Origin of the sequence: Tolypothrix campylonemoides VB511288_2, assembly GCF_045999855.1 — a bacterium.
Classification (GTDB): domain Bacteria; phylum Cyanobacteriota; class Cyanobacteriia; order Cyanobacteriales; family Nostocaceae; genus Scytonema; species Scytonema bouteillei_A.
The window spans coordinates 837103-862279 of record NZ_JBFPMW010000003.1 but is presented as its reverse complement, the minus strand read 5'-3'; the positions used below and the strand labels follow the sequence as shown (position 1 = coordinate 862279).

At 42.8% G+C, this 25177-nt stretch carries 23 protein-coding genes, 1 pseudogene and 1 other annotated feature; of the genes and pseudogenes, 8 read left to right on the top strand and 16 right to left on the bottom strand.

Annotated elements, in window-relative coordinates:
• Positions 1–11: 11 nt before the first annotated feature.
• Together AB0756_RS12220 and AB0756_RS12215 are read right to left on the bottom strand one after the other, a co-directional pair.
• A complete protein-coding gene (locus tag AB0756_RS12220; protein WP_408019892.1) occupies positions 12–1358 on the bottom strand; it encodes a sensor histidine kinase in 1347 nt (448 codons plus the stop codon).
• On the bottom strand, positions 1346–2032 hold the full coding sequence (locus AB0756_RS12215) for a response regulator transcription factor (protein ID WP_038079781.1): 687 nt from the start codon (positions 2030–2032) through the stop codon (positions 1346–1348). The genes AB0756_RS12220 and AB0756_RS12215 overlap by 13 nt, the downstream gene beginning before the upstream one ends.
• A gap of 67 nt (positions 2033–2099) precedes the next feature.
• Between AB0756_RS12215 and AB0756_RS12210 the strand changes: the two genes are divergently transcribed.
• Positions 2100–2495, top strand: a complete 396-nt coding sequence (locus AB0756_RS12210) for a hypothetical protein (protein WP_038079778.1) — start codon at positions 2100–2102, stop codon at positions 2493–2495.
• A 224-nt stretch (positions 2496–2719) separates the two neighbouring features.
• Here the strand turns inward: AB0756_RS12210 and AB0756_RS12205 are convergent, their stop codons facing one another.
• A complete protein-coding gene (locus AB0756_RS12205) occupies positions 2720–3631 on the bottom strand; it encodes a sterol desaturase family protein (RefSeq protein WP_038079776.1) in 912 nt (303 codons plus the stop codon).
• Positions 3632–3712: 81 nt separating this feature from the next.
• Positions 3713–4393 (bottom strand): dienelactone hydrolase family protein, encoded by a 681-nt coding sequence (locus tag AB0756_RS12200; RefSeq protein ID WP_038079773.1) that lies wholly within the window; start codon positions 4391–4393, stop codon positions 3713–3715.
• 428 nt (positions 4394–4821) lie between these two features.
• Between AB0756_RS12200 and AB0756_RS12195 the strand changes: the two genes are divergently transcribed.
• A complete protein-coding gene (locus AB0756_RS12195) occupies positions 4822–6117 on the top strand; it encodes an erythromycin esterase family protein (RefSeq protein WP_050045098.1) in 1296 nt (431 codons plus the stop codon).
• Between the two features lie 91 nt (positions 6118–6208).
• Positions 6209–6583: a thioredoxin family protein gene (locus AB0756_RS12190; RefSeq protein ID WP_408019896.1), complete on the top strand. Its 375-nt coding sequence runs from the start codon at positions 6209–6211 to the stop codon at positions 6581–6583.
• A gap of 93 nt (positions 6584–6676) precedes the next feature.
• Here AB0756_RS12190 and AB0756_RS12185 read toward each other — a convergent pair whose 3' ends face one another.
• On the bottom strand, positions 6677–7417 hold the full coding sequence (locus AB0756_RS12185; protein ID WP_038079769.1) for a Crp/Fnr family transcriptional regulator: 741 nt from the start codon (positions 7415–7417) through the stop codon (positions 6677–6679).
• A gap of 245 nt (positions 7418–7662) precedes the next feature.
• Positions 7663–7958 (top strand) — a binding site (T-box leader).
• A gap of 83 nt (positions 7959–8041) precedes the next feature.
• Between AB0756_RS12185 and ileS the strand changes: the two genes are divergently transcribed.
• The gene (gene ileS / locus AB0756_RS12180) at positions 8042–11386 is read left to right on the top strand and encodes an isoleucine--tRNA ligase (protein WP_038079767.1); all 3345 of its coding nucleotides are present in this window, start codon (positions 8042–8044) and stop codon (positions 11384–11386) included.
• 552 nt (positions 11387–11938) lie between these two features.
• On the opposite strand, the gene AB0756_RS12175 is transcribed toward ileS, so the two are convergent.
• The 4 genes from AB0756_RS12175 to AB0756_RS12160 form a co-directional block, all read right to left on the bottom strand.
• Complete coding sequence (locus AB0756_RS12175) at positions 11939–13261, bottom strand: alpha-amylase family glycosyl hydrolase (protein WP_202048569.1); 1323 nt, start codon at positions 13259–13261, stop codon at positions 11939–11941.
• 258 nt (positions 13262–13519) lie between these two features.
• A complete protein-coding gene (locus AB0756_RS12170) occupies positions 13520–13999 on the bottom strand; it encodes a peptidoglycan-binding domain-containing protein (protein WP_038080468.1) in 480 nt (159 codons plus the stop codon).
• A gap of 724 nt (positions 14000–14723) precedes the next feature.
• Positions 14724–15347: an HPF/RaiA family ribosome-associated protein gene (locus AB0756_RS12165; protein ID WP_038080470.1), complete on the bottom strand. Its 624-nt coding sequence runs from the start codon at positions 15345–15347 to the stop codon at positions 14724–14726.
• Between the two features lie 31 nt (positions 15348–15378).
• Positions 15379–16041: a phosphoribosyltransferase gene (locus tag AB0756_RS12160; RefSeq protein WP_038080472.1), complete on the bottom strand. Its 663-nt coding sequence runs from the start codon at positions 16039–16041 to the stop codon at positions 15379–15381.
• A gap of 383 nt (positions 16042–16424) precedes the next feature.
• On the opposite strand from AB0756_RS12160, the gene AB0756_RS12155 reads away from it, so the two are divergent.
• Entirely contained in the window at positions 16425–17690 is a 1266-nt protein-coding gene (locus tag AB0756_RS12155; protein ID WP_038080473.1) for a flavin monoamine oxidase family protein, read from the top strand.
• 4 nt (positions 17691–17694) lie between these two features.
• Here AB0756_RS12155 and AB0756_RS12150 read toward each other — a convergent pair whose 3' ends face one another.
• The 3 genes from AB0756_RS12150 to AB0756_RS12140 all read right to left on the bottom strand — a co-directional run bounded on the left by AB0756_RS12150 (position 17695) and on the right by AB0756_RS12140 (position 19550).
• The gene (locus tag AB0756_RS12150; protein ID WP_167844595.1) at positions 17695–18477 is read right to left on the bottom strand and encodes a Uma2 family endonuclease; all 783 of its coding nucleotides are present in this window, start codon (positions 18475–18477) and stop codon (positions 17695–17697) included.
• Positions 18478–18507: 30 nt separating this feature from the next.
• The gene (gene recR, locus AB0756_RS12145; protein ID WP_202048698.1) at positions 18508–19119 is read right to left on the bottom strand and encodes a recombination mediator RecR; all 612 of its coding nucleotides are present in this window, start codon (positions 19117–19119) and stop codon (positions 18508–18510) included.
• 80 nt (positions 19120–19199) lie between these two features.
• Positions 19200–19550 (bottom strand): histidine triad nucleotide-binding protein, encoded by a 351-nt coding sequence (locus AB0756_RS12140; protein ID WP_038080478.1) that lies wholly within the window; start codon positions 19548–19550, stop codon positions 19200–19202.
• A 61-nt stretch (positions 19551–19611) separates the two neighbouring features.
• Here AB0756_RS12140 and AB0756_RS12135 point away from each other — a divergent pair, with 61 nt between their 5' ends.
• Together AB0756_RS12135 and AB0756_RS12130 are read left to right on the top strand one after the other, a co-directional pair.
• Positions 19612–21141 (top strand): YifB family Mg chelatase-like AAA ATPase, encoded by a 1530-nt coding sequence (locus tag AB0756_RS12135; protein ID WP_038080480.1) that lies wholly within the window; start codon positions 19612–19614, stop codon positions 21139–21141.
• Between the two features lie 41 nt (positions 21142–21182).
• Positions 21183–21803, top strand: coding sequence for a Uma2 family endonuclease (locus tag AB0756_RS12130; RefSeq protein ID WP_038080482.1), 621 nt, complete (start codon positions 21183–21185; stop codon positions 21801–21803).
• A gap of 66 nt (positions 21804–21869) precedes the next feature.
• On the opposite strand, the gene AB0756_RS12125 is transcribed toward AB0756_RS12130, so the two are convergent.
• Positions 21870–23108 (bottom strand): hypothetical protein, encoded by a 1239-nt coding sequence (locus tag AB0756_RS12125; protein WP_050045100.1) that lies wholly within the window; start codon positions 23106–23108, stop codon positions 21870–21872.
• Positions 23109–23330: 222 nt separating this feature from the next.
• On the bottom strand, positions 23331–23489 hold the full coding sequence (locus AB0756_RS12120; RefSeq protein WP_153021606.1) for a hypothetical protein: 159 nt from the start codon (positions 23487–23489) through the stop codon (positions 23331–23333).
• Positions 23490–23621: 132 nt separating this feature from the next.
• On the opposite strand from AB0756_RS12120, the pseudogene AB0756_RS12115 reads away from it, so the two are divergent.
• Positions 23622–23759 (top strand): annotated as a pseudogene (locus AB0756_RS12115) (magnesium chelatase subunit ChlI family protein); the annotation flags it as partial.
• A gap of 234 nt (positions 23760–23993) precedes the next feature.
• Here AB0756_RS12115 and AB0756_RS12110 read toward each other — a convergent pair.
• Together AB0756_RS12110 and AB0756_RS12105 are read right to left on the bottom strand one after the other, a co-directional pair.
• The gene (locus AB0756_RS12110) at positions 23994–24566 is read right to left on the bottom strand and encodes a pentapeptide repeat-containing protein (protein WP_038080487.1); all 573 of its coding nucleotides are present in this window, start codon (positions 24564–24566) and stop codon (positions 23994–23996) included.
• 289 nt (positions 24567–24855) lie between these two features.
• Positions 24856–25170, bottom strand: coding sequence for a DUF4231 domain-containing protein (locus AB0756_RS12105; RefSeq protein WP_050045101.1), 315 nt, complete (start codon positions 25168–25170; stop codon positions 24856–24858).
• Positions 25171–25177: the final 7 nt, after the last annotated feature.

Here is a 25177-nt window from a genome sequence, read left to right as displayed (position 1 = left end):
TATGCCTAGATTTAAATTAACGGTTTAGATGTGAATGGTAGTTTGATTTGAAAGGTAGAGCCTTCACCCAAACGGCTTTTTGCTAGAATTTGTCCCCCATGTACCCGCACAATCTGTTGCGCGATCGCCAATCCTAACCCAAAGCCTCCTGTATGGCGCGAGCGCACGCTGTCAACTCGATAAAACCGATCGAAGATATAGGGTAAATCTGTCTCTGGAATCCCAATACCGCTATCGAGTACTTCAATAACCACCCAATGAGACTGAAAGAAAACTCGCAAGCAAACTTTCCCTCCAGACGGGGTATAGCGGCAAGCGTTACTGAGAAGATTTGTTACCGCTTGACGCATTAAATCTGGATTTATTCTCAGCATTACCAATCGTTCGGGAAATTCGCTGATGAATTCTAAGTTTTTTGCCTTTGCTAAGTGGGTGTATTCCTCTACTAATGTTTCGAGCCAGTTAACCAAATTGATGAGGTTAAGAGCCTCTGGCTTTAATTGTCCTTCATTTCGAGCTAAGAATAATAGATCGCCAATCAACATTCCCATGGATTCAGCAATCCGATCGATATTTTCTAGGGAACTTTGCTGGAGACTGGGGTCAATTGGTTCGAGCAAAGCAAACTGAGTATTATTCCGAATTGCCTGAAGCGGTGTCCGTAGCTCGTGGGAAGCATCAGCTGTGAAGCGCTGTAACTGCTCGTAGGATTGACGAATTGGCTGCATGGCCATTCCACCAAGAAACCAACCCGTCAAACCAATTACGCTTAAGGCAATGGGTACACCTACGATTAAAAAAAGTCTCAGCGACCATAAAGTTTTTTCGACAGGTGCTAAAGAAGCAGCTATTTCCAGATAGCCGATTAATTGTTTATCCTGAAACACAGGAACTGTTAATTGACGCAGCAATTCCTGATGAGAAACGCTGGTAGAAAAGCGATCGCCTCCTTGAGGTGGCTTGTCTGGAGCATTGCCTAACTCAATTGTTTGAAACCCCAGTTTATTATTTAATTGCTCTGCTGGAGTCACACCAAAAAACTCTAGTAGTTGCTTTTTGGGAGTGTACCAACGGGCATAAATAATTTTACTGTCAAAGGGCAAAGCCTCACCACCCAAGATGGGCACATCTTCGAGACTAATGCGTTGCTGTTGTTGGTAAAGCCCATCTTCAACGCCAGCTGCCATCAGCTGAGTTGTATTGTAAAGTTCTTGGTCAAATGCTCGCAATTGCTCTTTGGCTTCTAAAAAATAAAGTATTGTTGCAAAGATCGCCAAAATGCTCCCCATAGACAGGGTAAACCAGCGAGCTAAATTACGCCGACTGCGACTGAACATATTAGGAATTAGCGATCGCATGAGTCAGGGTCAACTAATCTATATCCCATACCGTAAACAGTCTGCAGCCAATCTTCTGCTTTTACCATCTGCAAGCGTTGCCGCAGTCGATGCACTAACATCGTTATTGCTTTACTATCTGGTTGTATATTCCACTCCCAAAGTGCTTGTTCAATTTGCTCGTGCGTCAGTACTTGTCGGGGATGTCGCAGAAAATATTCCAGCAATTGAAACTCTCGACCTGACAATTGGACTGTAACTTCCTGCCGTTGTAGCGTTAGAGTATTGAGATGAAGTTGTAAGTCGGCTAACTTTAGCAAATCACCTTGCCAAAGTGGTGCTCTGCGTCCCAATGCTCGTACTCGTGCTAAGAGTTCGAGCAAACTAAAGGGTTTAACTAAATAGTCATCTGCACCAACATCTAGAGCAGATACTTTATCCAAAATTGCATCTTTGGCAGTGAGAATCAACACTGGAGCCGTTTTTCCTGCTTGACGATATTTTTGACACAGGCTAACACCACTAACCTTAGGCAACATCCAATCTAAAATTAACAGGTCGTAGTCTCTGTGAGTCATTAACCACTGGGCTATTTCACCATCTTCAGCCGCATCGACAATATGTCCCACTTTCGAGAGTGCGCCCTGTAGTGGTTGTAACTGAGTTATATCATCCTCTACAAGTAAGATCCTCATTCATTATTTGGCTGTAATTTCTTTTCAGTTTCCTATGATAAATTAATAATTAAGCTTTTTCTGCATTATGGCTCGACCCCGCTGGCTGCAATTTTTCGTTAACTTAGGATTGGAGTTTTGGCTGCCAATACCCTTAATCGGACTGTTTTTTTGGTTGAGTACGGGTTTGCTTACGCATCAAGTATTGAGCTATACCTATGGCACAACAACCCAAATCCACGCCAACTCAAAGCATCAAATTCAGTTTTCTGTTTCACTGGCCGTTATGTCGATTGAAGCTGTCATTCAACGCCAAGAAAAGTTGACTGAAGTTAAAGTTTACACTGCTGATTCAGTTTTAAAGCAGATGGAATTTGAGTTTCCCGTGACTGAATTTGCTCAAGTTGATGCAGCGATCGCTCAAGTTTTAGGATTACCAATCACGGGGATTAAACAGTTAATCCGTTATCGTATTGAGAACTAATACCAAATCGTACTTTTATAGAAATCCTATTTGATTTACTCAGATAACACCTGGGAATATTATACAAGCTATAATGTCAATCTTAAATTTCTTATGAATAATTTAGGATTGCTATGGCTTTAGCTCATTCGATGATGCAGAGTTTGCGATCGATACCCACCCAACTGAGATCGTTAAAGGTTAGAAATTTCTGTCATCTGACTTCTGGCTTCTACCTCCCAATCCTATTCTGTTCTCAGCGATAAATTTGGTGCAATTGATGTAGTGCTAAAGTCTACCATCCGAGATAAATCTTCTCCCAAAACAGATGGGCTCCTCTCCACAAGTTTGTTGTCAGGTTTGCGCCAGTAGTCGCGCTGTTTTTGAAAAGGTACGAGCCAAAGATGCTGTAGTGTGTTGTCATCAGGAGACGAATAAGCCGGAATTCCAATCTCAATTTCTGACTGAGGAACGTTCAGCCGCAGTGTTTGATGCAGTTTATCCCACCAAGGAAAAATAACAGAATAATTGGAATTGGTTTCGTCTTGAACCTGAGAGTGATGAACACCGTGCATCCTGGGAGTTACCAAGATTGTATTTAACCAGCGTTCGGTCCAAATGGGAAGACGAATATTGCTGTGATGAAACAGGGTATTTGCTTGATAAACTAATTCATAAAGAATGTAAGTTCCCTGCGATATACCAGTTAGAGCTATCTGAAAAACGCGAAGTCCGGCTGAGAGCAAAATTTCTACACCGTGAAAGCGAAAACCTGTGGAAATGTCTAAATCTGGATCGATGTGATGTACATTGTGAAAACGCCAAAGAAAAAGAAATCTGTGATTGGCTCTATGCCAGTAGTAGTAAGTTAAATCCATCAATAAAAAAGCCATAACGCTTTTGATGGCTGTAGGTAGTGGGACGAGATGAACCAATCCAAAGGACTGTAACTGCGTCCACTGCAACATAAATTGAGCAGTAGGTTGAACAACAGCCGCGTTTGTGGCAAAAGCTAAAGCAGTTATGCAGGAGTTGATAAACAACCTTTTTATAAGTGAATGCGTCTGCAATCGTAGGGGAAAAATTCTTTCCAGCAGAAAAAGGATAACAAAAACTGCCGTGAGGCTCGCATAGACATAGCTTAGTAATATTAACATTTTTGTCAACCAGTCTTCAATTAAGAATTTTGACTTGTTATTACACTCTAGGAGTCTATTTCTTTCTTTTCATTGTACCTACTAGCGATTTCCTGTTACTAAATATTGCTCAAACCACTCGCTCGACAACCTTGCAACTGCTTCTAGTGTTCCTGGTTCTTCAAAAAGATGCGTTGCTTCGGAAACGATCGCTAACTTCTTTTCTACTTGTAACTGTTCCAACACTTCTTGATTCATGCGAATCACTGGCGTATCTTTTTCACCAACAATTAATAGTGTTGGTGCTTGAACATTTGACAGAGACGCCGCCGCTAAGTCAGGTCTTCCACCACGAGAAACGATCGCACAAATACCATTTGGGTGTTTTGCAGCGGCTACCAAAGCTGCGGCTGCACCAGTACTAGCACCAAAGTAAGCAATTTTCGTTTTGTAAATCTCTAGATTTTGGGCAAGCCATTGTGTAGCATCAATGACACGTTCCGCTAACAAATTAATATTAAAGCGCAATTGTCCTGTTTGATTGTCTATTTCTTCTTCTTCTTGAGTCAGCAGGTCAATCAAGAGGGTAGCAAAACCTGCTTTATTTAATTCTTCGGCAACATAGCGATTTCTAGAACTGTGCCGACTGCTACCACTACCGTGAGCAAATAGTACAACTCCACGAGCATTTTCAGGTATCCTCAGATCCCCGTCTAGGTTAATTACACCTGATGGAACTTGAATTGAACGTTCTTCAAATCGCGATTCTAATGTTCTATCCATAAACCTTGTACTAAAATTTTTTTTTTCAACGGCTCTTCAATTTATACTTCCAAGAGCCTTTACTGAGGCTCATCCATCTTCAGTATGGATCATCTAGTCACATATTTTGGATATCTGTATAAATAAATTATTAACAGCGATCGCTTAAATAAGCGAAAATTGCTTTTGGGGGCTTTGTGTCATAAATTACATTCTCATTTAAAATCGTTATCTCTCTTTCAGCACTCAAGTCATATGAGTAACATCCCCAAAGAAAGAGGAGAAAGAACTTTCAGACATTTAGAATAAGCTCGTAATTACTTTTACAAGTTCAATAACAATAGCTCATTACACGACTCCTTTTACAGCCTTGAATATTAGAGGAAGAAATTTGTTAGCGATCGCGATGGGCTGTGAAAACGACTGTAACAGTCATTAGGTTTAGAATTATGGCAAATGCAAGCACAACGAAACTTGGTGATGTAGTGCGTCAAGCCGCTCATCCACTAATCGGCACAGCTGAAGATTATGACCCGTTACTAGACCTTATTGGTGATGCTCGATTTGTGCTTATTGGTGAGGCGACTCACGGGACCCACGAGTTTTACGAACAACGAGCCGAGATTACCAAACGCCTGATTCAAGAAAAAGGTTTTACGGCTGTAGCTGTAGAAGCAGATTGGCCTGATGCATACCGCGTCAATCGCTATGTACGCGGAGTTAAGGAGGATCGGACGCCCGTTGAAGCATTAAGAGATTTTCAACGGTTCCCAACTTGGATGTGGCGTAACACTGATGTGGTCAACTTCATTAGTTGGCTGCGTCAATATAATGATTCATTACCGCAGAATGCAACGAAAACAGGTTTTTACGGGCTTGACCTGTACAGTATGTATTCCTCAATAGATGAGGTTGTGGGTTATTTAGATAAAGTCGATCCAGAAGCTGCAAAACAAGCACGTCATCGCTACTCGTGCTTGGAACACTTTGGCGAAGATTCTCAGGCATATGGATATGCTGCTAGTTTTGATATGAGCGAGTCTTGCGAGCAACAAGTCATCAATCAATTAATGGAGTTGCAACGGAAAACTGGAGAGTACATACAGTGCGATAGTCGGGTCAAAGAAGATGAATTTTTCTATGCCGAACAAAACGCCCGACTTGTAAAGAGTGCTGAGGAGTACTACCGCTCAATGTTTCAAGGTCGGATATCATCTTGGAACGTGCGAGATAGGCACATGGCAGACACCTTAGATCGTTTAGTGACTCATTTTGACAGTCAGGGAAAGCGTACAAAAGTCGTTGTTTGGGAGCATAATTCTCATTTAGGGGATGCACGAGCAACTGATATGAGTTCTTTGGATGAACTAAATGTAGGACAACTAGTACGCGAACGTTACGATCGCGATGCTGTACTTGTTGGTTTTACTACGTATACGGGAACAGTTACAGCAGCTTCTCATTGGGGAGGGACAGCACAACTCAAACGAGTCCTTCCAGGATTACCTGATAGTTACGAAGCATTGTTCCACAATACTGGGTTACCTCGATTTCTTCTCAATTTGCGACAAGATAATCAAGCAGTGAAAGCACTTAATGAACCAAGATTAGAGCGAGCTATTGGAGTTATTTACTCGCCGAAAACAGAGCGTGTCAGTCATTACTTTTATACCAATCTTCCCAAACAATTTGATGCTGTTATTCACATTGATAGTACAACAGGCGTAGAACCTATTGATAGCTAATGGCTAATGGCTAATGGCTAATAGCTAATGGCTAATGGTTAATAGTAAAATTATGGGAGATGTTCATTATAGATTTTGGCAATAGAAGTTTATTTTTTACAGTTATTTTACAGATATTCAAGGGAGCAAATCAATAGCAATTAAACAACAATTTCAAAATTTTGAAGAATTATTATATAGTTCAAATTTACCCACACTAGTAGTGTTTGTATCGCCTCAGTGTGGTCCTTCTCACTTAATAGATACATGTTTGGAGCAAGTACAAAATCAAATGAAAGAACAAATTTTGATTGTCAGAATTGATAGTGAAAAATATTCCGATCTAGCCTCTAAGTATCAAGCCCATCCTTTACCAACACTCTTACTTTTTAAGAATGGTGAGATTGTAGCGAGAATTGAAGAAGAGCAAACCGAGAAATTAATGACAGCTTCAAGTTTGCTCCAGCGTTTGCAAAGCTTGCTTTAAAATGATTAATAATATTGGTAGCATACGCTTTATATTTAACTCTACATATCTAAAGGTTGGAAGTCAGCACGCTTGCCGAGATAAGCGCGATCGCTACCTAGCTTTTTCTCTGGAGGGGAATCTTTCAGTGAACAATCTCTCATATTCTGCCTTGACTCTACCGTAACACTCACAGGCAGTAGTTTCCAAACTTTTTCTGTCAAGAATCTGGATTTGTCCGCGCTGGTAAGAGATTAAGCCCCTGCTTTGGAGTTTACGAGCTGTCTCGCTTACTCCAGAACGTCTAATGCCAAGCATTGTGGACAGAAATTCGTGTGTGAGGGAAAGTGAATCCGATCCTATACCGTCACTGCTCATCAGCAACCAACGGCACAGTCTTGCTTCTATATAATGAAGACGATTGCAAGCAGCGCTTTGCGAACCAAAAACCATGACTGTATGTATGTAACGGTGGAGAAGCTTTTGCAGCGTACCCCCTCTGTCGAATGCCTCTTTGATAATTTGAGATTTCACACGCATCGCTTGTCCGGGGATTTGTGCGAGTGTCTGCATCGGCGTTATGCTTGCATCCAAAAAAATTGGTACACCTGCCATCCCCTCGCGTCCGATACAGCCGGACTCGACTGTAGAGCCGTCCTCCATGACCGTTACTAGAGAGAGCAATGAATTAACAGGGAAATAGACAAATTCAATAGCCTCATTCGGCACAATAATAGATTGTCCTCGTGAGAGTGATACGAGTTCCATATAAGGGCGCAAGTGTTCTAGCTCATCAGTGGGTAGTTTGGCAAGCAGGTGATTTTGTGTTAGAGGTGCATTTCGGTCAATAGACATCACTGGTTCTTAATTTATACATGAACCTAATAGTAATAACTTACTTGAAAATCAGACAGAGAAATAAGGGGAGACCGTGCCAAAAAAGGAAAAGGCTATTAATTGAAAATGAGTACGTAATAGCTAGAAAACCCAGATCTGAAGCGTTTACAACTACAAGGAGATAAAGTGCGCGGTTATTTAGTTAATCAAAAATTTTTTCCAATTTATGTTATGATATGATAGATAAACTATAAATACAACTACTAAAAGCAATGAAGGGAACGAGTAATCTCTAAGTCGGTGCTGAGCGAGTCAGGGACGGTGCGAGCCTGAACACACGGTAGAGACGAAGATCCTCCCCGAGCTGCTCTCCGAAAAAAGTGTTTGAAAAGGAAGTCTCTCAATTTGAGTCTCCCCCAAGCAAAGCTTTGAGTAGATAGAGACGTGTTCCGCACGTTATAGCGGGGCGCTCTTCCCGTTAGGGAGTAGCGATAGAGTCCAGCATCGTGAGATTCTGGAGAAGTTGGGTGGTACCGCGCTCACCTAGAGCGTCCCAATGCAAATGCATAAAAAGTGAAAAGTGAAAAGTAAATTTTCTTTTAACTTTTGACTTTTAACTGAATTTGGTGAGTGCGGTTAAGTATGTTTAGAGAAGTTCAACAATCAGTTTGCTTTCCAAATTTGGAGCAAGAAATTCTTGACTTTTGGAAAACGCACAACATATTTCGGAAGTCAGTTGAGAAAAAAGCTCCTGAAGGGAATTTTGTCTTTTATGAAGGTCCTCCAACGGCTAATGGTAAGCCAGGAGTGCATCATGTCATTTCCCGTGCTTATAAGGATTTGTTTCCCCGCTATAAAACCATGCAAGGGTACAGAGTCCAACGTAAAGGAGGATGGGATACCCATGGCTTACCTGTGGAGCTTGGTGTTGAAAAGAAGTTAGGCTTTACCAAAAAGTCGGATATTGAAGCGTTCGGTATTGCTAAGTTCAATCAACTCTGCAAGCAATCGGTCTTTGAGTACATCCAGGATTGGAACGCCATGAGCGATCGCATTGGCTATTGGCTGGACTTAGAAAATGCTTACATCACCTATGAAAACAGCTACATAGAGTCTTGTTGGTGGTTGATGAAATCCCTGTGGGAACGAGGTCTTCTCTTTGAAGATTACCGCGCAACTTGGCACTGTCCTCGCAACAATACCAGCCTCTCAGACCATGAAGTAGCGCAAGGGTATCGAGAGAATGTGGAAGACCCCTCCGTATATCCCAAATTTCCAGCACTCCGGGCTCAACTTGTAGAACGTGACATTGTTAAATCTGGAGAACGTCCCGTCTATATCTTGGCTTGGACGACAACTCCGTGGACACTGGCTGCAAATGTTGGTCTTGCAGTCAGAGGTGATGCTACCTATGGTTTGTTTGAAGCAGCCGCAAGCGATAAGCCGGGTACGGCTTGCGCCAAGGGCGAGCGCGATCTCGACCAAAAAGACTTATATATTCTGGCTTACCAACGCGCCAATGACGTCTTTGGTGAAAACAATTACCAGACACTGAAAACTTTTTCAGGTAAAGAACTGGTTGACCTGCAATACAGTCCAATCTTACGCGGTCGTATTCCAGAAGGGGAAGACCTCTCTCAAGCTTTCCGCGTCATCTTAGATGAACAAGTGACCATTGACGATGGAACAGGCGTTTTGCATATTGCTACTGCATATGGTGACCTAGAGCTTGGACGCAAGCACAATCTCCCCATGCTCTTCTCTGTCGATCTGCTGGGTAAAGTTTACCCAGACGTGAAATTGCTTGATGCACCTGCGGGTGAAGGTCGTTATAGTGGAACATTCTTTAAGGATGCAGATGAGCAAATTGCGAGAGATTTGTTAGAACGGGGCTTGCTCTATCGAAAAACTACCATCCAACATACTTATCCGTTCAACTACCGGGATGGAACACCACTCATCAACTATGCCAAAAAAAGCTGGTACATCCGCACGACAGCAGTCAAAGACAAGCTTATTGAAAACAATGAGAAGATTGCGTGGCATCCTGAATATATTCGGGACGGTCGATTTGGGGATTGGTTGAGAAATAACGTTGATTGGGCAGTTTCTCGCGAGCGATATTGGGGTGCTCCATTACCTGTTTGGGTGAGTGAAGATGAAAGCGAATCTCTTTGTATTGGAAGTCTTAAAGAGCTAGAAGATCTCACAGGGCGTGATTTGTCTGGGTTGGATTTGCATCGTCCTTACATTGATGAAATCAGCTTTGAGAAGAACGGGAAGTGCTTCAAACGAGTTCCCCATACTGTAGATGTTTGGTTTGAGTCAGGGGCAATGCCCTATGCACAATGGCACTATCCCTTTGAGAATCAAAATATACTGCCAGAGAATTTTCCAGCCGATTATATTTGTGAAGCAATTGACCAGACTCGCGGTTGGTTTTACAGCCTACATGCTTTAGCAACATTACTGACAGATACTGGTAGTCAAGACCGACAAGCGGGTGCTTTATCCGGTATTAAACAGAATTGCCCTGCCTTTAAAAATGCGATCGTGCTCGGACACATTGTTGATGAGAAGGGCGAGAAAATGTCCAAGTCGAAGGGCAATGTAGTTGACCCTTGGACAGTATTAAATATTCAAGGAGCAGACGCACTCCGTTGGTATCTTTATAGCTCAAGCCCAAGCGACAGCACCAAACGCTTTTCCCAAGCATTGGTTGAGGACACGTTGCGCGACTTCTTTATGACGCTATGGAACACCTACAGTTTCTTAGTTCTTTACGCCAATCTCGATAAACCCGATTTGACTTGTACGATTCCGGTGACAGAACGTCCGGCTATCGATCGCTGGTTAGTCTCCAAAACCAATGCCCTTATACGGGATGTCACAGATAAACTCGATGCTTACGATCCGACGGCTGCTAGCCGGATAATCCGCGACTTTGTGGTGAACGATCTCTCAAATTGGTACGTCCGTCGCAACCGACGTCGATTTTGGAAATCGACAAGCGATAAGCCAGGTACAGCTTGCGCTAAGAGCGAGCGCGATAAACTCTCGGCGTATAAAACTCTTTATGACACGCTCGTCACAGTTACTCAGTTAATGGCTCCTATGGCACCCTTTATGAGCGAGCACATTTATCAAAACTTAGTGCTGAGTCTCTATCCAAACGAACCAGAGTCCGTGCATTTAGCAAATTGGCCGCAGTGGGATGCCACCTCGATTGACGATTCTCTGATGCGTGACATGAATGTACTGGTGAGACTTGTCGAACTAGGACGGGCTGCACGAGCTACAGCTGGGGTCAAAACACGTCAACCTCTTCCTGAAGTTTTGGTACGAGTTCAAAGCGAGGCAGAGCTTGCAGGGTTGAAGAACTTAGAAGACTTGCTAAAAGAAGAACTCAATGTCAAATCAGTGACATACTTAGACGTAACAGCAGATTTTGTAGAGTATAGCGTAAAACCCAATTTGCCACTTTTAGGCAAGCGACTTGGGCGTTTGCTACCTGCGTTTAAGAAAGTGCTGGAAACCTTTGACAAAGGTAAAATTGTCCGTAACATCCGTGAAGGGAAGGAGACTGTTTTTGAACTGGATGGAAAACTTTACAACTTTGAACCTGAAGCGTTTCTCCTTCAAGCTCAAAGTCCAGATAATTACGTGGCACTTGAAGAATACGGTTATTTAGCAGCAATTAACACTCAACTTACACCAGAATTAATTCAAGAAGGGCTGATTCGAGATACAATCCGCTTGCTGCAAAATGCACGAAAACAGGCAAAGCTTGAAGTTTCCGCTCGAATTGACTTGGGCATAAAAACATCAGGAGCCGTTTTAGAGGCGCTTAAAGTACATCTTGAATTAGTTAAGAATGAAGTGCTTGCTAAGAATATTGACTTTGACGAGCTTGAGAACGCTGACTATCGCGAGCAGATAGACGTTAATGGGACACCATTAATTATCAGCTTTAACAAAACTTCTTAACCCTCTTTCATCACTTTCGCTGCTAGAAAATTTGAAACTCTATTTTTAGATTAGTCCGCGTAGGCGGTGAGTCCAGGGAAAGCAGGCGGGTTTCCCACTCCCTGGCGACTGGTGAGTCCAGCGCTGCAGGCGGTGAGTCCAGGGAAAGCAGGTGGGTTTCCCACTCCCTGGCAACTGGCGAACAAGGGAGGGGTTTCCCACTCCCTGGCGACTGGCGAACAAGGGAGGGCGAACCGAAGGGCGAACCCGGAGGGACTTTGCTTGTATAGCAGCGAATTCTATTCGCCTCAATTATTTTCTCTCCAGATTGACAAAAGCGTCCGAGGAAAGCGAGCACATTCCTAATGGATGTAAAGAAACATTTCTGTTTCTTAGAAGCAGCCCCACAGGCGGCACAAGCTACCCGCTACGAATGGAACAAACAAGCCAAATCCTCTTCCCTTCTGCCTTCTGCCCTCTGCCTCCTGCCTTGTTTCTTGAAAGAGGGTTAATTAATTGTCACCCAGACGGTATTTTGTCTGGGTGACAACGCGCTTAGCTAAATTCAAGTTATTAACCTGTTTGACATTGATGAAAAGTTTCTCGAGTAAAGTAGAGCGCATCACGGCTGTCAACTTCCATCCCGGCTCTATTACTGGTGCCCCAATGAGTTATAAACTTTTTCCCGTAATGACCGCGTTCAATAGCAACAGTAAAATTATGGCGGAGTTCTCGATAACATCCCTCTAAATGAGACAGAGTCAAATCAAGTTCTGGCACCTCAAATTTGTTCTCACCTTTATTGACAACAAAAAATCCTTCACGGCCTCGTTCCATAAGTAATACAGTAGGACTATCAACAACTGTCAGAACATTTTCTTTAACATTTCTTTTCTCATTTTCACGTTGATGCATAATCTGGCGAAACTTAACACCATATTTGATAAAAGCAGCGTCCGCGTTATCCCAATTGAGGACTAAAGGAGTGCCACTTTCTCTGGCTAGTACGTAGGCTGTTGCTAGATAAGAGTCAGAGTCATTGCTATAAGGGTTGATGGCATTGGAATTAAGAGAGCGAATATTATCGTGGTTTCTACCAAAGGTGACGCTACGCGGATCGAAAACAGCTCTAGGAACTCGCAGCGATCGCAAATCTCCACCAAAGGTGAAGGCATTTTTCATAGAGTGGTAGAGTAAAAAATCTGTAACAGCAGCTATCGAGTTATAGTTTTCTGGATGGGTGTCACTATCTGCTATTGCCTCAATATAATTCCACGTTTTTCCTTGGCTTTGTCGCTCTACGTAGCTAATGTATTCTTTGACAACAGAGTCTGGCATATGTTTAGCAGCATCAAACCGAAATCCATCGACTCCTAAATTTAGCAATTTCTTTAAATGAGCTTTTTGAATTTTTTTAACGTTATTGGTAAATATAAGGTCAGGAAGCCCTCCCAACCAACAATTGATTTCTGAATCTCTGTTGCCATCATTATAGTTAATATCACAAGGTTTTTTGCCCGGACTCTCTGAAGCGGAATGAAAATCACGGACAGAAAGATTGGGGAATTTACTTAAGTCTTCAAAATCCTCATTGTTATCCAAATTAGCCATGTGATTGAAAACAACATCAGCAATGACTTTTACATGACAACTATGAGCTTTATTAATAAGTTTTTTTAAATCTTCTTCGGAACCTCTACCTTCAATTACGCTATAGTCTACAGGTTGATAGCGTGCCCACCATTCTTGGCTGGGATTAGATTTTTGGGTTGGAGGAATTTGAATGTGAGAATATCCTTGCTGACCTAGGTCACAGACCAACTGTTCGATATTGCTATACTGCCCATCGAACGCATGAAAGATAGCAGTCGTTTTTTCTACTGCTAATGTTTTCATATGAAAAGCGCAAATTGTGCAGAGAATAACTGCATGAATAAAGAGAACTTTTATAAAATTCATGGCTATGCCCGTAAGGGCTATAGGCGGACTAACCTGAAAACAGGGTTTCAAATTTTCTAGCAGCGAAAGTGATAAAAGAGGGTTAAAGACTTATCAAGCCGTATCTTATACCCCTCTGACCACTTTAGTATAGCTGCCTTTCCCAGATAATACCAAGCTTGTGGAAAAACCTTATAATTGCAAGGAATAATGAAGTTAGCAGACCCCACGCAGCCTGCTTAAAGCATTCCAAGTTTTAAGACCAACAATGCCATCGGCTAACAAATTGTTATCGCTTTGAAAAGCTTTTATTGCGACTTCGGTTCTGGGTCCAAAGTTGCCATCAACTGCTCCTAGCTTGTATCCATTAGCATCAAGCCGTCGTTGAACTTGAGTCACGAGTTCACCAACAGAGCCACGACGCAGTGTTGGCAGATCTACAGGACTATCTGCACATAATGCTTTCCAAGTCTTGGGTCCAACAATACCATCTGCTGTTAAAAAGACCTGACATTGAAAGTTTTTGACAACTGTTTGAGTCTTGGAACTAAATGAATCATCAACGTTAAAGCCAGCAACACCTGCATCTGCAATTTCGCTACTTAAAAGAAGGTCTTTTAATGCTCTAACTGCTGAACCAGCAGAACCAACCTGAAGAACAGGTTTGTTATCAACCGAGCAAATTGGATTTTTCATAGGTCTTAAAAATGTGTTAATCAAAAAAATGTGGGTTCGACTCTTATACCAAATTCAGTTTTCTAACCCTTTTTAGCCCAGCAATTGGAAATCGTGGCTATACAAACGAAGTCCCTCCGGGTATCTCCTTACGGAGACGCTACGCGTTGCGAAGCTATGCCCGCAGGGCTATACGCCAGTTGCCTGGGCGTGGGAAACCCGCCTACAGCACTGGACTCACCGCCTACGCGGACTAGATTATAAAGGAGATGCAAGACGAGGATTTAGTATTACCTGAGAATCATGAACTACACAACCAAGTGTTAACTTTTCCGCTCCAGATTCTTAAATTACGCAATCAGTCAAAAAAGTTTACATTAGTGGATGTTGTCGCTTCAATTCCTCTGTTGGAACTCAGCTATTTGCGTCTTAGCTAGTTTGTTTTCAGAGATGTTAACAAGTTTCGGGTATTTAGTTTTCTTAAACCAAAGCCGATCGCTCAAATCTCTACATCTGCTATTGTGAAAAAGTTTTTTACGTGTAACAGTACCCATCAGGGTTATCTTCTGCCTTCTTGGGTATCCGCCGAGATACTCTTCTTCATCAAAATATCCTCAGGACAACAAAAAGATCTATGGGGTCAAAGTATTGAATACTTTAACCCCCGGCGTGACAGCAATTGAAGCGATCGCTTCAATTGAAGTTTGAATTTAGTATAGTAGTCCCCCACATTAATTTTAATGAGTTAATAGCCTAATGGCGGCTCAATGAGGGTTTGTTCTGACTTGCCAGCATTAGCTCCGGGCTTGTCTACAATTTGCACTGTAGATGCTTGAGGTCCTTCTTCTCCCATGACCATAGAGAAACGAACACCCGTACCTAGTTCTATGCGGTCAAAGTCATCATGGAGCACACTGTTGCGATGGAAGTAAATTTCTTGACCATCCAAGGCTCTAATAAAGCCATATCCATCCTCACGAAATAATTTGGTCACAAGTGCTGTGGTTTCCTCTGCATCTGTGTGAGTTTGAGATTTGTCGCTCTCTTGCTGTTGTTCGTTGAGTTTTTTCAATTGAGTGACAGCTGCTTTAAAAGCATCTCGAATCACCGCCTCTACAGGCGCATATTGGTTTTCATCTGTGGGATTACTTTCTGCCACAAGTTCATGACCGGGTGGTACAGTCATATCGATTCGCACTCGGTAAGGAGAACCACTACGCGGGCGATCGTGAATCTTTTCTATTGCAATGTGACAGCTACTAATGTGATTGCAAACCTGCTCCAACTTACCAATTTTTTCGTTGACTAAATTGTCAAGAGCATTTGTTTTATCGACATTGCGATAAGTAATCTCTGGTGCTACTTTCATATTTGTGTTCTTAGTTCTTATCTACTAGCAATTAGCAATTAGCCATTAGCCATTCTTTCCTTGCAGCCTTATCTAACAGGTTACGAACTTCTTCATCCGTTGTTTGCGGAAAATCTTCGTACCACAAGCCAACGCTGTAGAAGGGGTTTGGAGTTAACCCACAGATTATTTCATCTACTTTGGCTGCAAACTCGTCGTGAGTTTCAACTGCGGACACGGGTACAGCAACAACTGTTTTGGCAGGGTTGTATTTTTGTAATGCCATAACAGCAGCACGCATGGTAGCGCCTGTCGCCAAACCATCATCTACCAAAATCACAGTCCGTTCCTTCAGTTCTGGAAAAGGACGATCGCCTCGATATAGGTGTTCGCGTCGCTCTAGTTCTTGCTGTTCTTTTTCCGTGACTTGGTCTATTTCTGCTTCGGATATGTGTAGCGATCGCACAATATCTTCATTTAAGACCCGTACCCCACCAGAGGCGATTGCTCCCATTGCCAGTTCTCTTTGGTCTGGTACACCCAGTTTGCGTACTAGCAAAATATCTAAGGGCGTATTTAAGGTTTTGGCTATTTCAAAAGCGACAGGTACACCCCCGCGTGGAAGCCCTAACACCAAGGTATCTGGACGGTTAGCATAAGCAGCCAAATCCTTTGCCAACAATTGACCTGCTTGTGTTCTGTCTTTAAATCGCATGGTGTTACGCTCCTTTGTCCGAATTAATGGGTCTTAAGTTTTCACTCGCATCTTACTTTGACAGTTCAATTTGTCGTGTTGCACTTTCCCTCCCAATCGATCGCGAGCCACCACTAAGCGGTCAGTATCTCTCATGCTTTGTTTGTATTTTTAAGGTTCTAGATCGATATTAGAAATCTAAAAAAGCTCTTTCCTCTGACTAATGGAAGGTTGTGCCTTTTGTATCAGTATGCTTAACGAATGAAATATTGTTTGACAATTAGGGATGAGGGCATGAGGAAGATCTTCTGAGCGCGAGTTCCAAGCTCCTGCTACCATTAAAAATATCATTTCAGACATTCGCAATTGCTTTATCGTCAAAAAACGTCACAGGATTCAAGGGCATGCCAGTTCAAACCATTGTCGTTGGTGCAGGATTAGCAGGGCTGAGTGCAGCCTATGAATTGGTACTTGCAGGTCAGGAAGTTCAAGTTTTTGAAGCAAGAGAGCGTTTGGGGGGTCGAGTCCATACTGTAGAACTTAGCGCCGGACAGTATGGTGATTTAGGTGCTGAGTTTGTTGACGATCGCCATACTGCTTTCATGAATTATGCTGCTTCTTTCGATCTCAAACTCGATCCAGCTTGCCAGTTTCCCAATGATTTGTACTGGTCTGTTGAGGGAATGCTCAAAAATCGCGAGTCTTTTAGTACAGAAGAACATACTGCTTTAAAAAGTTTATTTGAAAAGCTTCAACTTCTGGTTGAAAAGCAACACGATCCACAGCAAACCCTTAATGAGTGGTTGGGGACAAACCAAATAGCGCCTTTTGCCAAATGGGTTGCGCGTTTATCTGCGCGATCGCTTTTTGCCACTGACCCGGAGTTAATTGGTGTTGGATTTTTTGCATATTCTCATACCCTTGGTGCGCCTGGTTATAATATGCGCGTTCGGGGGGGGAGTTCGCGTTTAGTTGATGCCTTAGCTAAAGTTTTAGGCGATCGAGTGCATACAAAAACTCCCGTGCGTCGCATTCAACAAACAGAGAACAATCTTGTAAGTGTCAGTATTGAGACTGCAAATGGTTTAGTTGAGGTGCAAGCGAGTCATGTCATAGTAGCAATTCCTTGGAGTGTGCTGCGTCAAATTCCGATAGATGCTCCATTAACAGACTCTCAGCAAGCTGCCATTTCGCATTTACCCTATGGAAGTTTAGTGAAGACACTGCTGCAATATCCGTATCGCTTTTGGTCTAAACCTAACCTTGGAATAACATTGCTAGATGGTGAATATCAAGTTATGTGGGAACCCAGCTTTGCACAAATGGGGACAGAAAGAATTCTTTCTTGTTTTAGTGGAGGGAGTCGAAGTGTAGAGTTAGGTGAAAACGCAGTTGACCGGGCGATCGCCACAGTGCGTACTGTGTATCCTGAAGCACTTTCAATTCTGACCTCTCGTTCCTATGATTGGGGTGCTGATGAATGGGCTAAAGGTGGGTACTGCTACTTTAGACCAGGAGATTTGGCTCGCTTTAACCCACATCTGATGCAAAGAGCAGGTCAAATTTTCTTTGCAGGAGAGCATACTGCTCCTGTGGAGTATCGAGGTTATATGGAAGGTGCTATCCGCAGCGGTCAACGTGCTGCTCAACAAGTTCTTGTATCTGGCTGAGCAATTAATCAACTCCATCTGGGTCAATACCTAACTCTCTCAACCTATGTGCCAACCTTTCGGCTCGTTGCCGTTCTTCTTCGGCTCGTTGCCGTTCTTCTTCGGCTCGTTGCCGTTCTTCTTCGGCTCGTTGCCGTTCTTCTTCGGCTCGTTGCCGTTCTTCTTCGGCTCGTTGCTCTGCCTGCTGCGCTCGTTGCAGTACCTCTTCTAAACGTCGAGAAATTTCTAAATAACCTGTAAATGGCTCGCCATTGGGACGATATATCGATAACTCATTTCCAGACAAATCAAAGCGAATTTTTAATCTTGGGCTTACCCAATTATGTACCGGGTCTATAACATCAAATCGTTCTGAAGAGCGCACCCAACCACTGAAATCATTTTTGTCTGGGTCGTATAAATAATATTCTTCAACACCATAGCGCTCGTAAAATACGAGTTTCTTATTCATTTCTGTTTGGGTGTTGCCAGGAGAGAGAATTTCAAACACTACCTGTGGGGGAATGTTGCCTTCTTTCCACTGCATATAAGAACCCCTATCTCCTTTAGGAGCGCCGAAGACGACCATAACGTCAGGACCGATACGAATGTTATTGCTCCCCTCAACTGGATACCACAGCAAGTCGCCCGCTACGAACACATCCGATTCGTTAGCAAACAGCCACTCTAAATTGTAGTAAATTACCGTAATCCAACGAAACTGCTTGGTATTATCCGACATTGGTTTACCGTCGCTATCGGGGTAAATTATATCTGCTTTAGTGGTAGATTCTAGTTGAGAAACCATATATTTTACTGAGTTTGAAAGACTATAACATTAATCTAACTCTCGGCGTCCTTCCAAGGCTCTTGCCAAAGTCACCTCATCGGCGTATTCCAAATCTCCACCTACAGGTAACCCAAAAGCAATCCGCGTGACTTTAGTAAATGGTTTGATAAGGTGACCGATATAAAGAGTTGTTGTCTCACCTTCGACACTGGGACTGATCGCTAAAATAACCTCATGGGGCTTTTGCTGGCTCACCCGTCGCACCAAAGGTTGAATAGTCAATTGTTCTGGACCAATGCCATCGATTGGGGAAATAACTCCACCCAAAACATGATACTTACCTTTGTACTCGCGGGTTTTTTCCAAGGCAATCACATCCCGAGGATCGGCTACGACACACAGAGTCGTATTATCGCGGTTGGCGTTGCGACAGATTTCACAAACAGGTTCAGAAGATAGGTGAAAGCAAACAGAGCACAAGCCCACCTGCTTTTTTGCTTCTATGAGAGCGTGTGCCAAAGCCTCAACTTCTGCCTCTGGTCTTTTTATGATATGCAATGCCAAGCGTTGGGCAGTTTTTGGACCCACTCCGGGTAAGCGTTGCAATTGCTCAATTAATCGTGCTAAGGGGCGTGCGTAAACCGTAGTTTTATCTCCAATTTTTACTATACTATGATGACATTGAAATGAAAAAAGCGTCTTCCTGTGGAGGACGCTCCTATTTTAGTAGAGGTGTTCGATCAACCAGGAGGCCAAGATAACTGCCGTCCACCTAAAATATGTAAGTGTAGGTGGTAAACTGTTTGACCGCCATCAGCATCCGTGTTTATGACGACACGGTAGCCATTAGTCAGCCCAGCTTCTTCAGCAACACGTTTAGCAGTTAATAATAGATGCCCGAGAAGAACAGTATCTTCAGAGCCAGCATCAGATAATTTGGCTATTGGTTTTTTAGGAATGACAAGAATATGAACGGGGGCTTGGGGAGTAATGTCTTTGAAGGCAAGGGCCAATTCATCTTCATAAACTATATTAGCTGGAATTTCCCGCTTAATAATTTTGCTGAAAATCGTTTCTGTGGTTTCACTCATGTCAATTGACTAGTTCTTCTGCTAGAGATTTTATAACGATCTCTAATCAATATTTAGACTTATGCTAGCTAGAGTCTGGAGCGCGTCAATTGTCGGCATTGACGCCGTTAAAGTCGGCGTTGAAGTGGATGTGTCAGGCGGTTTGCCGGGAATTGTCGTTCTAGGCTTGCCAGATGCAGCCGTTCAAGAAGCTAAAGAAAGGGTTAAGGCAACTCTCAAGAATGCTGGTTTTGCATTTCCCATCCGAAAAATTGTGATCAATCTGACGCCTGCGGATTTACGAAAAGAAGGTCCGTGTTTTGATTTGCCGATGAGTGTCGGAATTTTAGCGGCTTCAGAACAAGTAAGTGCTGAGTTATTGGGTGACTACCTTTTCTTGGGTGAGGTTTCTCTGGACGGTAGCCTCCGCCCGGTTGCTGGTGTTTTGCCGATCGCTGCTGCAGCCCAAAAGATGGGAATTGCAGGTTTTGTTGTTCCTGCTGACAACGCGCAGGAAGCGGCGTTAGTGGAAGGATTGCCAGTTTACGGCTTTAAAGATTTGTCTGAAGTCGTTAATTTTTTAAACAATCCCAAGCGGTACAAAGCCGTACAGTTAGATAATATAGTAGAAATATTGCACTCAACGTCAGGACAAGCAGATTTAAAAGACGTAAAAGGGCAAGCTCATGCCCGCCGTGCTTTGGAAATTGCAGCTGCGGGTGGGCATAATTTAGTGTTTGTCGGTCCTCCTGGTAGTGGCAAAACCATGCTGGCGCGTCGTTTGCCTGGAATTTTACCAGGACTGCAATTGAAGGAAGCTCTGGAGGTGACTCGCATTTATTCCGTCGCGGGTTTGTTAAAAAACCAAGGCTCGTTGGTTCGCGATCGCCCCTTCCGCAGTCCTCACCATTCTGCTTCTGGTCCTTCTTTGGTGGGTGGTGGTAGTTTCCCACGTCCCGGAGAAATTTCTTTAGCACATAAAGGCATCTTGTTTTTGGACGAACTGACTGAGTTCAAACGTGATGTCTTGGAATTCTTGCGTCAGCCCCTCGAAGACGGGTACGTCACTATTTCTCGTGCCAGACAATCTGTGATGTTTCCCGCTCAGTTTACCTTAGTTGCCAGTACTAACCCCTGTCCTTGCGGTTATTATGGGGATACTACCCAAAACTGTAGCTGTACGCCCAGGCAAAGAGAGCAATACTGGGCTAAGCTTTCGGGTCCTTTAATGGATAGAATTGATTTGCAAGTTGCTGTGAACCGTTTAAAGCCGGAAGAGATTACCCAACAACCAACAGGAGAATGCTCTAAAATTGTGAGAGACAGGGTGCAACAAGCACGCGATATTGCAGAGTGCAGATTCAAAAATGAAGCTCATTTATCTTGCAATGCACAAATGCAAAACTCCCATCTTCAAAGATGGTGTAATTTAGATGACAGCAGCCGCAATTTGTTAGAAGGGGCAATTAGAAAATTGGGTTTATCGGCCAGGGCAAGCGATCGCATTCTCAAGGTAGCACGGACTATTGCAGATTTAGCAGGAGATGATAACTTGAAACCTCAGTACGTTGCTGAAGCAATTCAGTATCGGACAATTGATAGAATGCAGTGAATATTTTCTTAGATAACTTAGAGAACAATGAGATATTTACAATGATTGCTCAACTCCAACATTCACTCATGACTCCCCAAGAGTATCTGGAATGGGAAGAACAACAACCCATTAAGTACGAATATATTAAAGGGGAAGTTTTCGCTATGACGGGGGGAACAATCCCTCATAACGATATTGCTCTCAATCTTGCTTCCGCATTGAAAAATCACTTACGAGGTAAGGGCTGTAAAGTTCAGATGGCAGATGCTAAAGTAGGCATTTCCCTTCAGGGACCTTTTCACTACCCAGATGTGATGGTTAGTTGCGATCCACAAGACATCAGAGCGCGTGAAGTTATTTATCATCCCTGTTTAATTGTAGAAGTATTATCTCCAAGTACAGAGGCATTCGATAGAGGAAAAAAATTTAGACATTACCGTCGGATTGATACCTTAAAAGAATACGTTCTTATTGAGTCAGATAAAATGAATGTAGAATGTTATCGTCTCAATGACAAGGGAAAATGGGAACTCACCTCTTATTCACTTGAGGAAACAACTACTAACGAAACAGAACTAGAAGTATTTTTAACCAGCGTTGATTTCCATTGTCCTATTTCTTTGCTGTATGAAGATGTTGTTTTTCCCGAAAATAATCCAGAAGAAATTTCTGATGACTAGGGCGTGTTTTTTTGGTGTAGTAGTAACGTGCTAGCAGGGTATCAGGGGTGGAAAGAAGAACAGGGACTATTTAGAAGCACTCTCATCCCTTGGAGAAAGAGTCTTTAAAAAAGATTCTAAATTTTCAATAGACACTAATTCATCAAACATTCCTGGTACTGTATTGCAGATTCTCAGATGGATTGCCCCACCCGATTTGTCTTCTAACCATTCGTAGATGAGACTCTTTTTAACCGCTTGGATGAGGAGGATGTAATGGGTCGGGAAGACTTTTCTAGCGCGATCTCGTTGGTCTAGTGATAAGGCAAACCACACTTTATCTTTTCTGTCGGGGTTTATTTTGGCGATCGCATCTTTAATTTGGTTCCAGTCAGCGTGCCCCATAGACGCTTCTAGAAGGACTTCAACGGCTTTGAGTTCTATGCTTGAGAGTTCTGATAGGGGAGTCAAAGGAGGAGATTGTTCCATGGAGAGGGAAGCTTGATATTGGGTAATTTTCTGTAGGGTTCTTTGGTGTTCAACAATTTCTAAGGAGGCGTAAGGGGGTTGGGATGTGGGCGATGGCATGGGTTTATCAAGTTCCAGAACGCACTGTTTGGTTGCGTCTAACAGTACAAAATCGCTTCCTTGAAAGCTAATGAGAGGAAGTGTTGGTTGTAGCGCGACCTTTAAGGAGGACATATTTTCTTCTACTACAGAAACTTTGAGTTTAATGTCTGCTGTAGGAAATTGTGATTTAATGTGGCTGCTAACAGCCTGTCGCAGTTCTATTGCTTCGACTGTAATGGTTTGAGGTGTCTTACCCTCACTTGCTGCCATGCGCTCTAGCGCAACACCTGCTTGGGAGTTGTCGTAAATATCCCCCGTATTAAAAAACTTTCCACCCTCACCCCAAATAGTATCTCTGGGTTGCTTGGATTTTCTTTCACGCTTTACTAGGGTTTTAGTGAGGTGTTCTATTTTTGCTGGGGTAATATCGGTTAAATTTTTTAGGGCTTCTTTGACAGGAGTCATTGAGGGGCGGGTTAATTTTTTTAGAGTTAAAATACCCAGTGCTGAAATTTCCTCCAAGTCGCACTCTGAGTACTCCTGTATCAGTTCTAAATATTCTTTAACATCTTTGGGGTTTTGCTGGCAGCGTTTGAGTTCCCGATTGAATTCAATTTTGCCAAGGCTCTTTTGGATAAGATCCAGTTCTGATGCGGCTTCTAGAAGTGCCAGGGTAGCTTCTTGGATTTGGGCGAGGCTTGAAGAAATATTTTTTTGTAGGGGGAGCTGGCAAAATACGGCTGAGGTTGCTATCATAGTCTCAACAAAAATATTTTGTATATGTTTATTGACCCCTGAGGAGCCGTTAACTCTTTGGGGGAATTTCTATTTATTATACAGCAACACCAGCTTTTTAAAACACATCTTAAAAAAACTAAACTCTTTCAAATACACAGTGACGCAATTAATTCAATTTTAAAAAAAATATTTACAATCTAGTCGTGAAGTTCTTTTGGGATATTGTTGTCCGTGGTGTCCCTACCAGTTACCCAGGCGGAGAGATTCTGCTTGCAGCAGGGTGGAATTATGTCTCCCAGGTTTTCCTTTATCAATACTGTAGAGAGGGTCATCTCCATTTAAAGGTTGAGGTGGGCAGTATGCGATCGCTTTTAAAGTTCTGTGGCTATCGCATTGCATAAGTTAGTTTCAATAACCAAGGTGGAGCTTGGACATGACCATCACTCCTTTTAATGCCGTGTTGCTTCTAGTAAACGAATAGTTTCTTTTGTAGATAAATGACGCCCCTTGCGGTTAGAAGTACGTATCTTAATGGCAGCAACGGCAAGGGCGAGCGATCGCATTCTCAAGGTCGCACGGACTATTGCAGATTTAGCAGGGGATGATAACTTGAAACCTCAACAAGTTGCTAAAGCGATTCAGTATCGGACAATTGATAGAATGCAGTAAATTAGAATGAACTCCCCCGCCCTAGTTCATTTAGGTGAAAACTGCTGTAATAACTTAAAGAATGTTCTAGCTTCTGTATGTTGGGAACGCTTTATTTTCCAATCCTGATAGCGGAGGGACACTCAGTGACAAATCAGTAATAGACGCAAGGAACTACAGTAATAACTGAGAACAAAAAGTTTTTCTTTAATGTTTTGCAATTCGTACTCGTTCAGAATAAATTAGTATTCATTTTTAGCGGTTATTTGTGACAATACTACCGTCCGGCATAGTAGTGTTATGGAGAATAACACTATCATTACCATCAAAACTCAGATGAGTTACATCCATTAAATTGGCATTGGTCAAGTCAACATTCTCGAAAGAAACGTTCTCCAGATTGGCACCAGTCAGGTTAGTATCCCTTAAGGTAGTATCTTTCAGGTAAGACCTATACAAATCAGCACCACTAAGGTCAGCGCCTGTCAGATTAACGCCCTCGAAAAGAACAGTCAGGGACGCATCTCTGAGGTCAGCAAGGGCAAAGTTAGCGCTTCCTCTCACATAAACACTTTCTAACCGTGCTCTTCTCAAATTAGCAAGGGTGAAGTTAGCACCCATTAATTCCGCGTCATTCAACCTGGCTCTAAACAGGTTAGCACCACTCAAATTGGAACCGATGAGATGAGATCTACTCAAATTAGCAAAGCTCAAGTTAGCCCTGCTAAGATTGACACCACTCAAGTCAGCCCCACTCAAATCAACCCCACTAAAGTTTCTCTCCCCAACAGCATACCTCTGCAATAACTCTGAAGAAGTTATTTTCATCTATATACTTCCACACGGATTAACACATTCAAAGATAACTCAGTCTCTTGATAGGCGATTGGCGATCGCTCAGGAAGTAATTTAGACATAGGCGTGAAAATTAATTACGCGTTCGTCAAAACCCTTAGTAGGGGAGTTGGCGAAGCCTGTCCACAGGACTCTTACATCATTTCTGGAGGTGTCTTTTCAAGTTATCCAGTGGATGGCAAAGATAAAAAAATTAAATCGACATTACAATCATATCGTTTGTAAGTGAGATAAAGATAACCCACTCAACCTCTGGCAATCACTATTTGACTAAATCTTCCGATGTCTCTGTTTTTTGCTCGGGTGATTTCTTCACAGCCGATTCTTGTACTTGCTTGAGATGAATATTATTCACCTGAGTAATAAAGTTCTCGATCGCTATTTGTGCCTGTTGTTGATATTGTGTTTCATTCGCTGCATCGTTGTAACGATAAGGTTCACTAACTCCCAAGACGAATTTCTCTTGTTCTGCTTCTAACAATTCAACGCTGGTGTTAGCGGCAATCCAATTCTCTTGGAAAGGAAAGGAGGTAACAATACTAGCGACAATAGAGGCGATCGCCTGTTCCGGGCTCATTTTCATC

Coding starts and splice junctions, on each gene's coding strand:
- AB0756_RS12220 (WP_408019892.1), bottom strand. CDS start 1,358: ATGCGATCGCTAATTCCTAATATGTTCAGTCGCAGTCGGCGTAATTTA.
- AB0756_RS12215 (WP_038079781.1), bottom strand. CDS start 2,032: ATGAGGATCTTACTTGTAGAGGATGATATAACTCAGTTACAACCACTA.
- AB0756_RS12210 (WP_038079778.1), top strand. CDS start 2,100: ATGGCTCGACCCCGCTGGCTGCAATTTTTCGTTAACTTAGGATTGGAG.
- AB0756_RS12205 (WP_038079776.1), bottom strand. CDS start 3,631: ATGTTAATATTACTAAGCTATGTCTATGCGAGCCTCACGGCAGTTTTT.
- AB0756_RS12200 (WP_038079773.1), bottom strand. CDS start 4,393: ATGGATAGAACATTAGAATCGCGATTTGAAGAACGTTCAATTCAAGTT.
- AB0756_RS12195 (WP_050045098.1), top strand. CDS start 4,822: ATGGCAAATGCAAGCACAACGAAACTTGGTGATGTAGTGCGTCAAGCC.
- AB0756_RS12185 (WP_038079769.1), bottom strand. CDS start 7,417: ATGTCTATTGACCGAAATGCACCTCTAACACAAAATCACCTGCTTGCC.
- ileS (WP_038079767.1), top strand. CDS start 8,042: ATGTTTAGAGAAGTTCAACAATCAGTTTGCTTTCCAAATTTGGAGCAA.
- AB0756_RS12175 (WP_202048569.1), bottom strand. CDS start 13,261: ATGAAAACATTAGCAGTAGAAAAAACGACTGCTATCTTTCATGCGTTC.
- AB0756_RS12170 (WP_038080468.1), bottom strand. CDS start 13,999: ATGAAAAATCCAATTTGCTCGGTTGATAACAAACCTGTTCTTCAGGTT.
- AB0756_RS12165 (WP_038080470.1), bottom strand. CDS start 15,347: ATGAAAGTAGCACCAGAGATTACTTATCGCAATGTCGATAAAACAAAT.
- AB0756_RS12160 (WP_038080472.1), bottom strand. CDS start 16,041: ATGCGATTTAAAGACAGAACACAAGCAGGTCAATTGTTGGCAAAGGAT.
- AB0756_RS12155 (WP_038080473.1), top strand. CDS start 16,425: ATGCCAGTTCAAACCATTGTCGTTGGTGCAGGATTAGCAGGGCTGAGT.
- AB0756_RS12150 (WP_167844595.1), bottom strand. CDS start 18,477: ATGGTTTCTCAACTAGAATCTACCACTAAAGCAGATATAATTTACCCC.
- AB0756_RS12140 (WP_038080478.1), bottom strand. CDS start 19,550: ATGAGTGAAACCACAGAAACGATTTTCAGCAAAATTATTAAGCGGGAA.
- AB0756_RS12135 (WP_038080480.1), top strand. CDS start 19,612: ATGCTAGCTAGAGTCTGGAGCGCGTCAATTGTCGGCATTGACGCCGTT.
- AB0756_RS12130 (WP_038080482.1), top strand. CDS start 21,183: ATGATTGCTCAACTCCAACATTCACTCATGACTCCCCAAGAGTATCTG.
- AB0756_RS12125 (WP_050045100.1), bottom strand. CDS start 23,108: ATGATAGCAACCTCAGCCGTATTTTGCCAGCTCCCCCTACAAAAAAAT.
- AB0756_RS12120 (WP_153021606.1), bottom strand. CDS start 23,489: ATGCAATGCGATAGCCACAGAACTTTAAAAGCGATCGCATACTGCCCA.
- AB0756_RS12110 (WP_038080487.1), bottom strand. CDS start 24,566: ATGAAAATAACTTCTTCAGAGTTATTGCAGAGGTATGCTGTTGGGGAG.
- AB0756_RS12105 (WP_050045101.1), bottom strand. CDS start 25,170: ATGAGCCCGGAACAGGCGATCGCCTCTATTGTCGCTAGTATTGTTACC.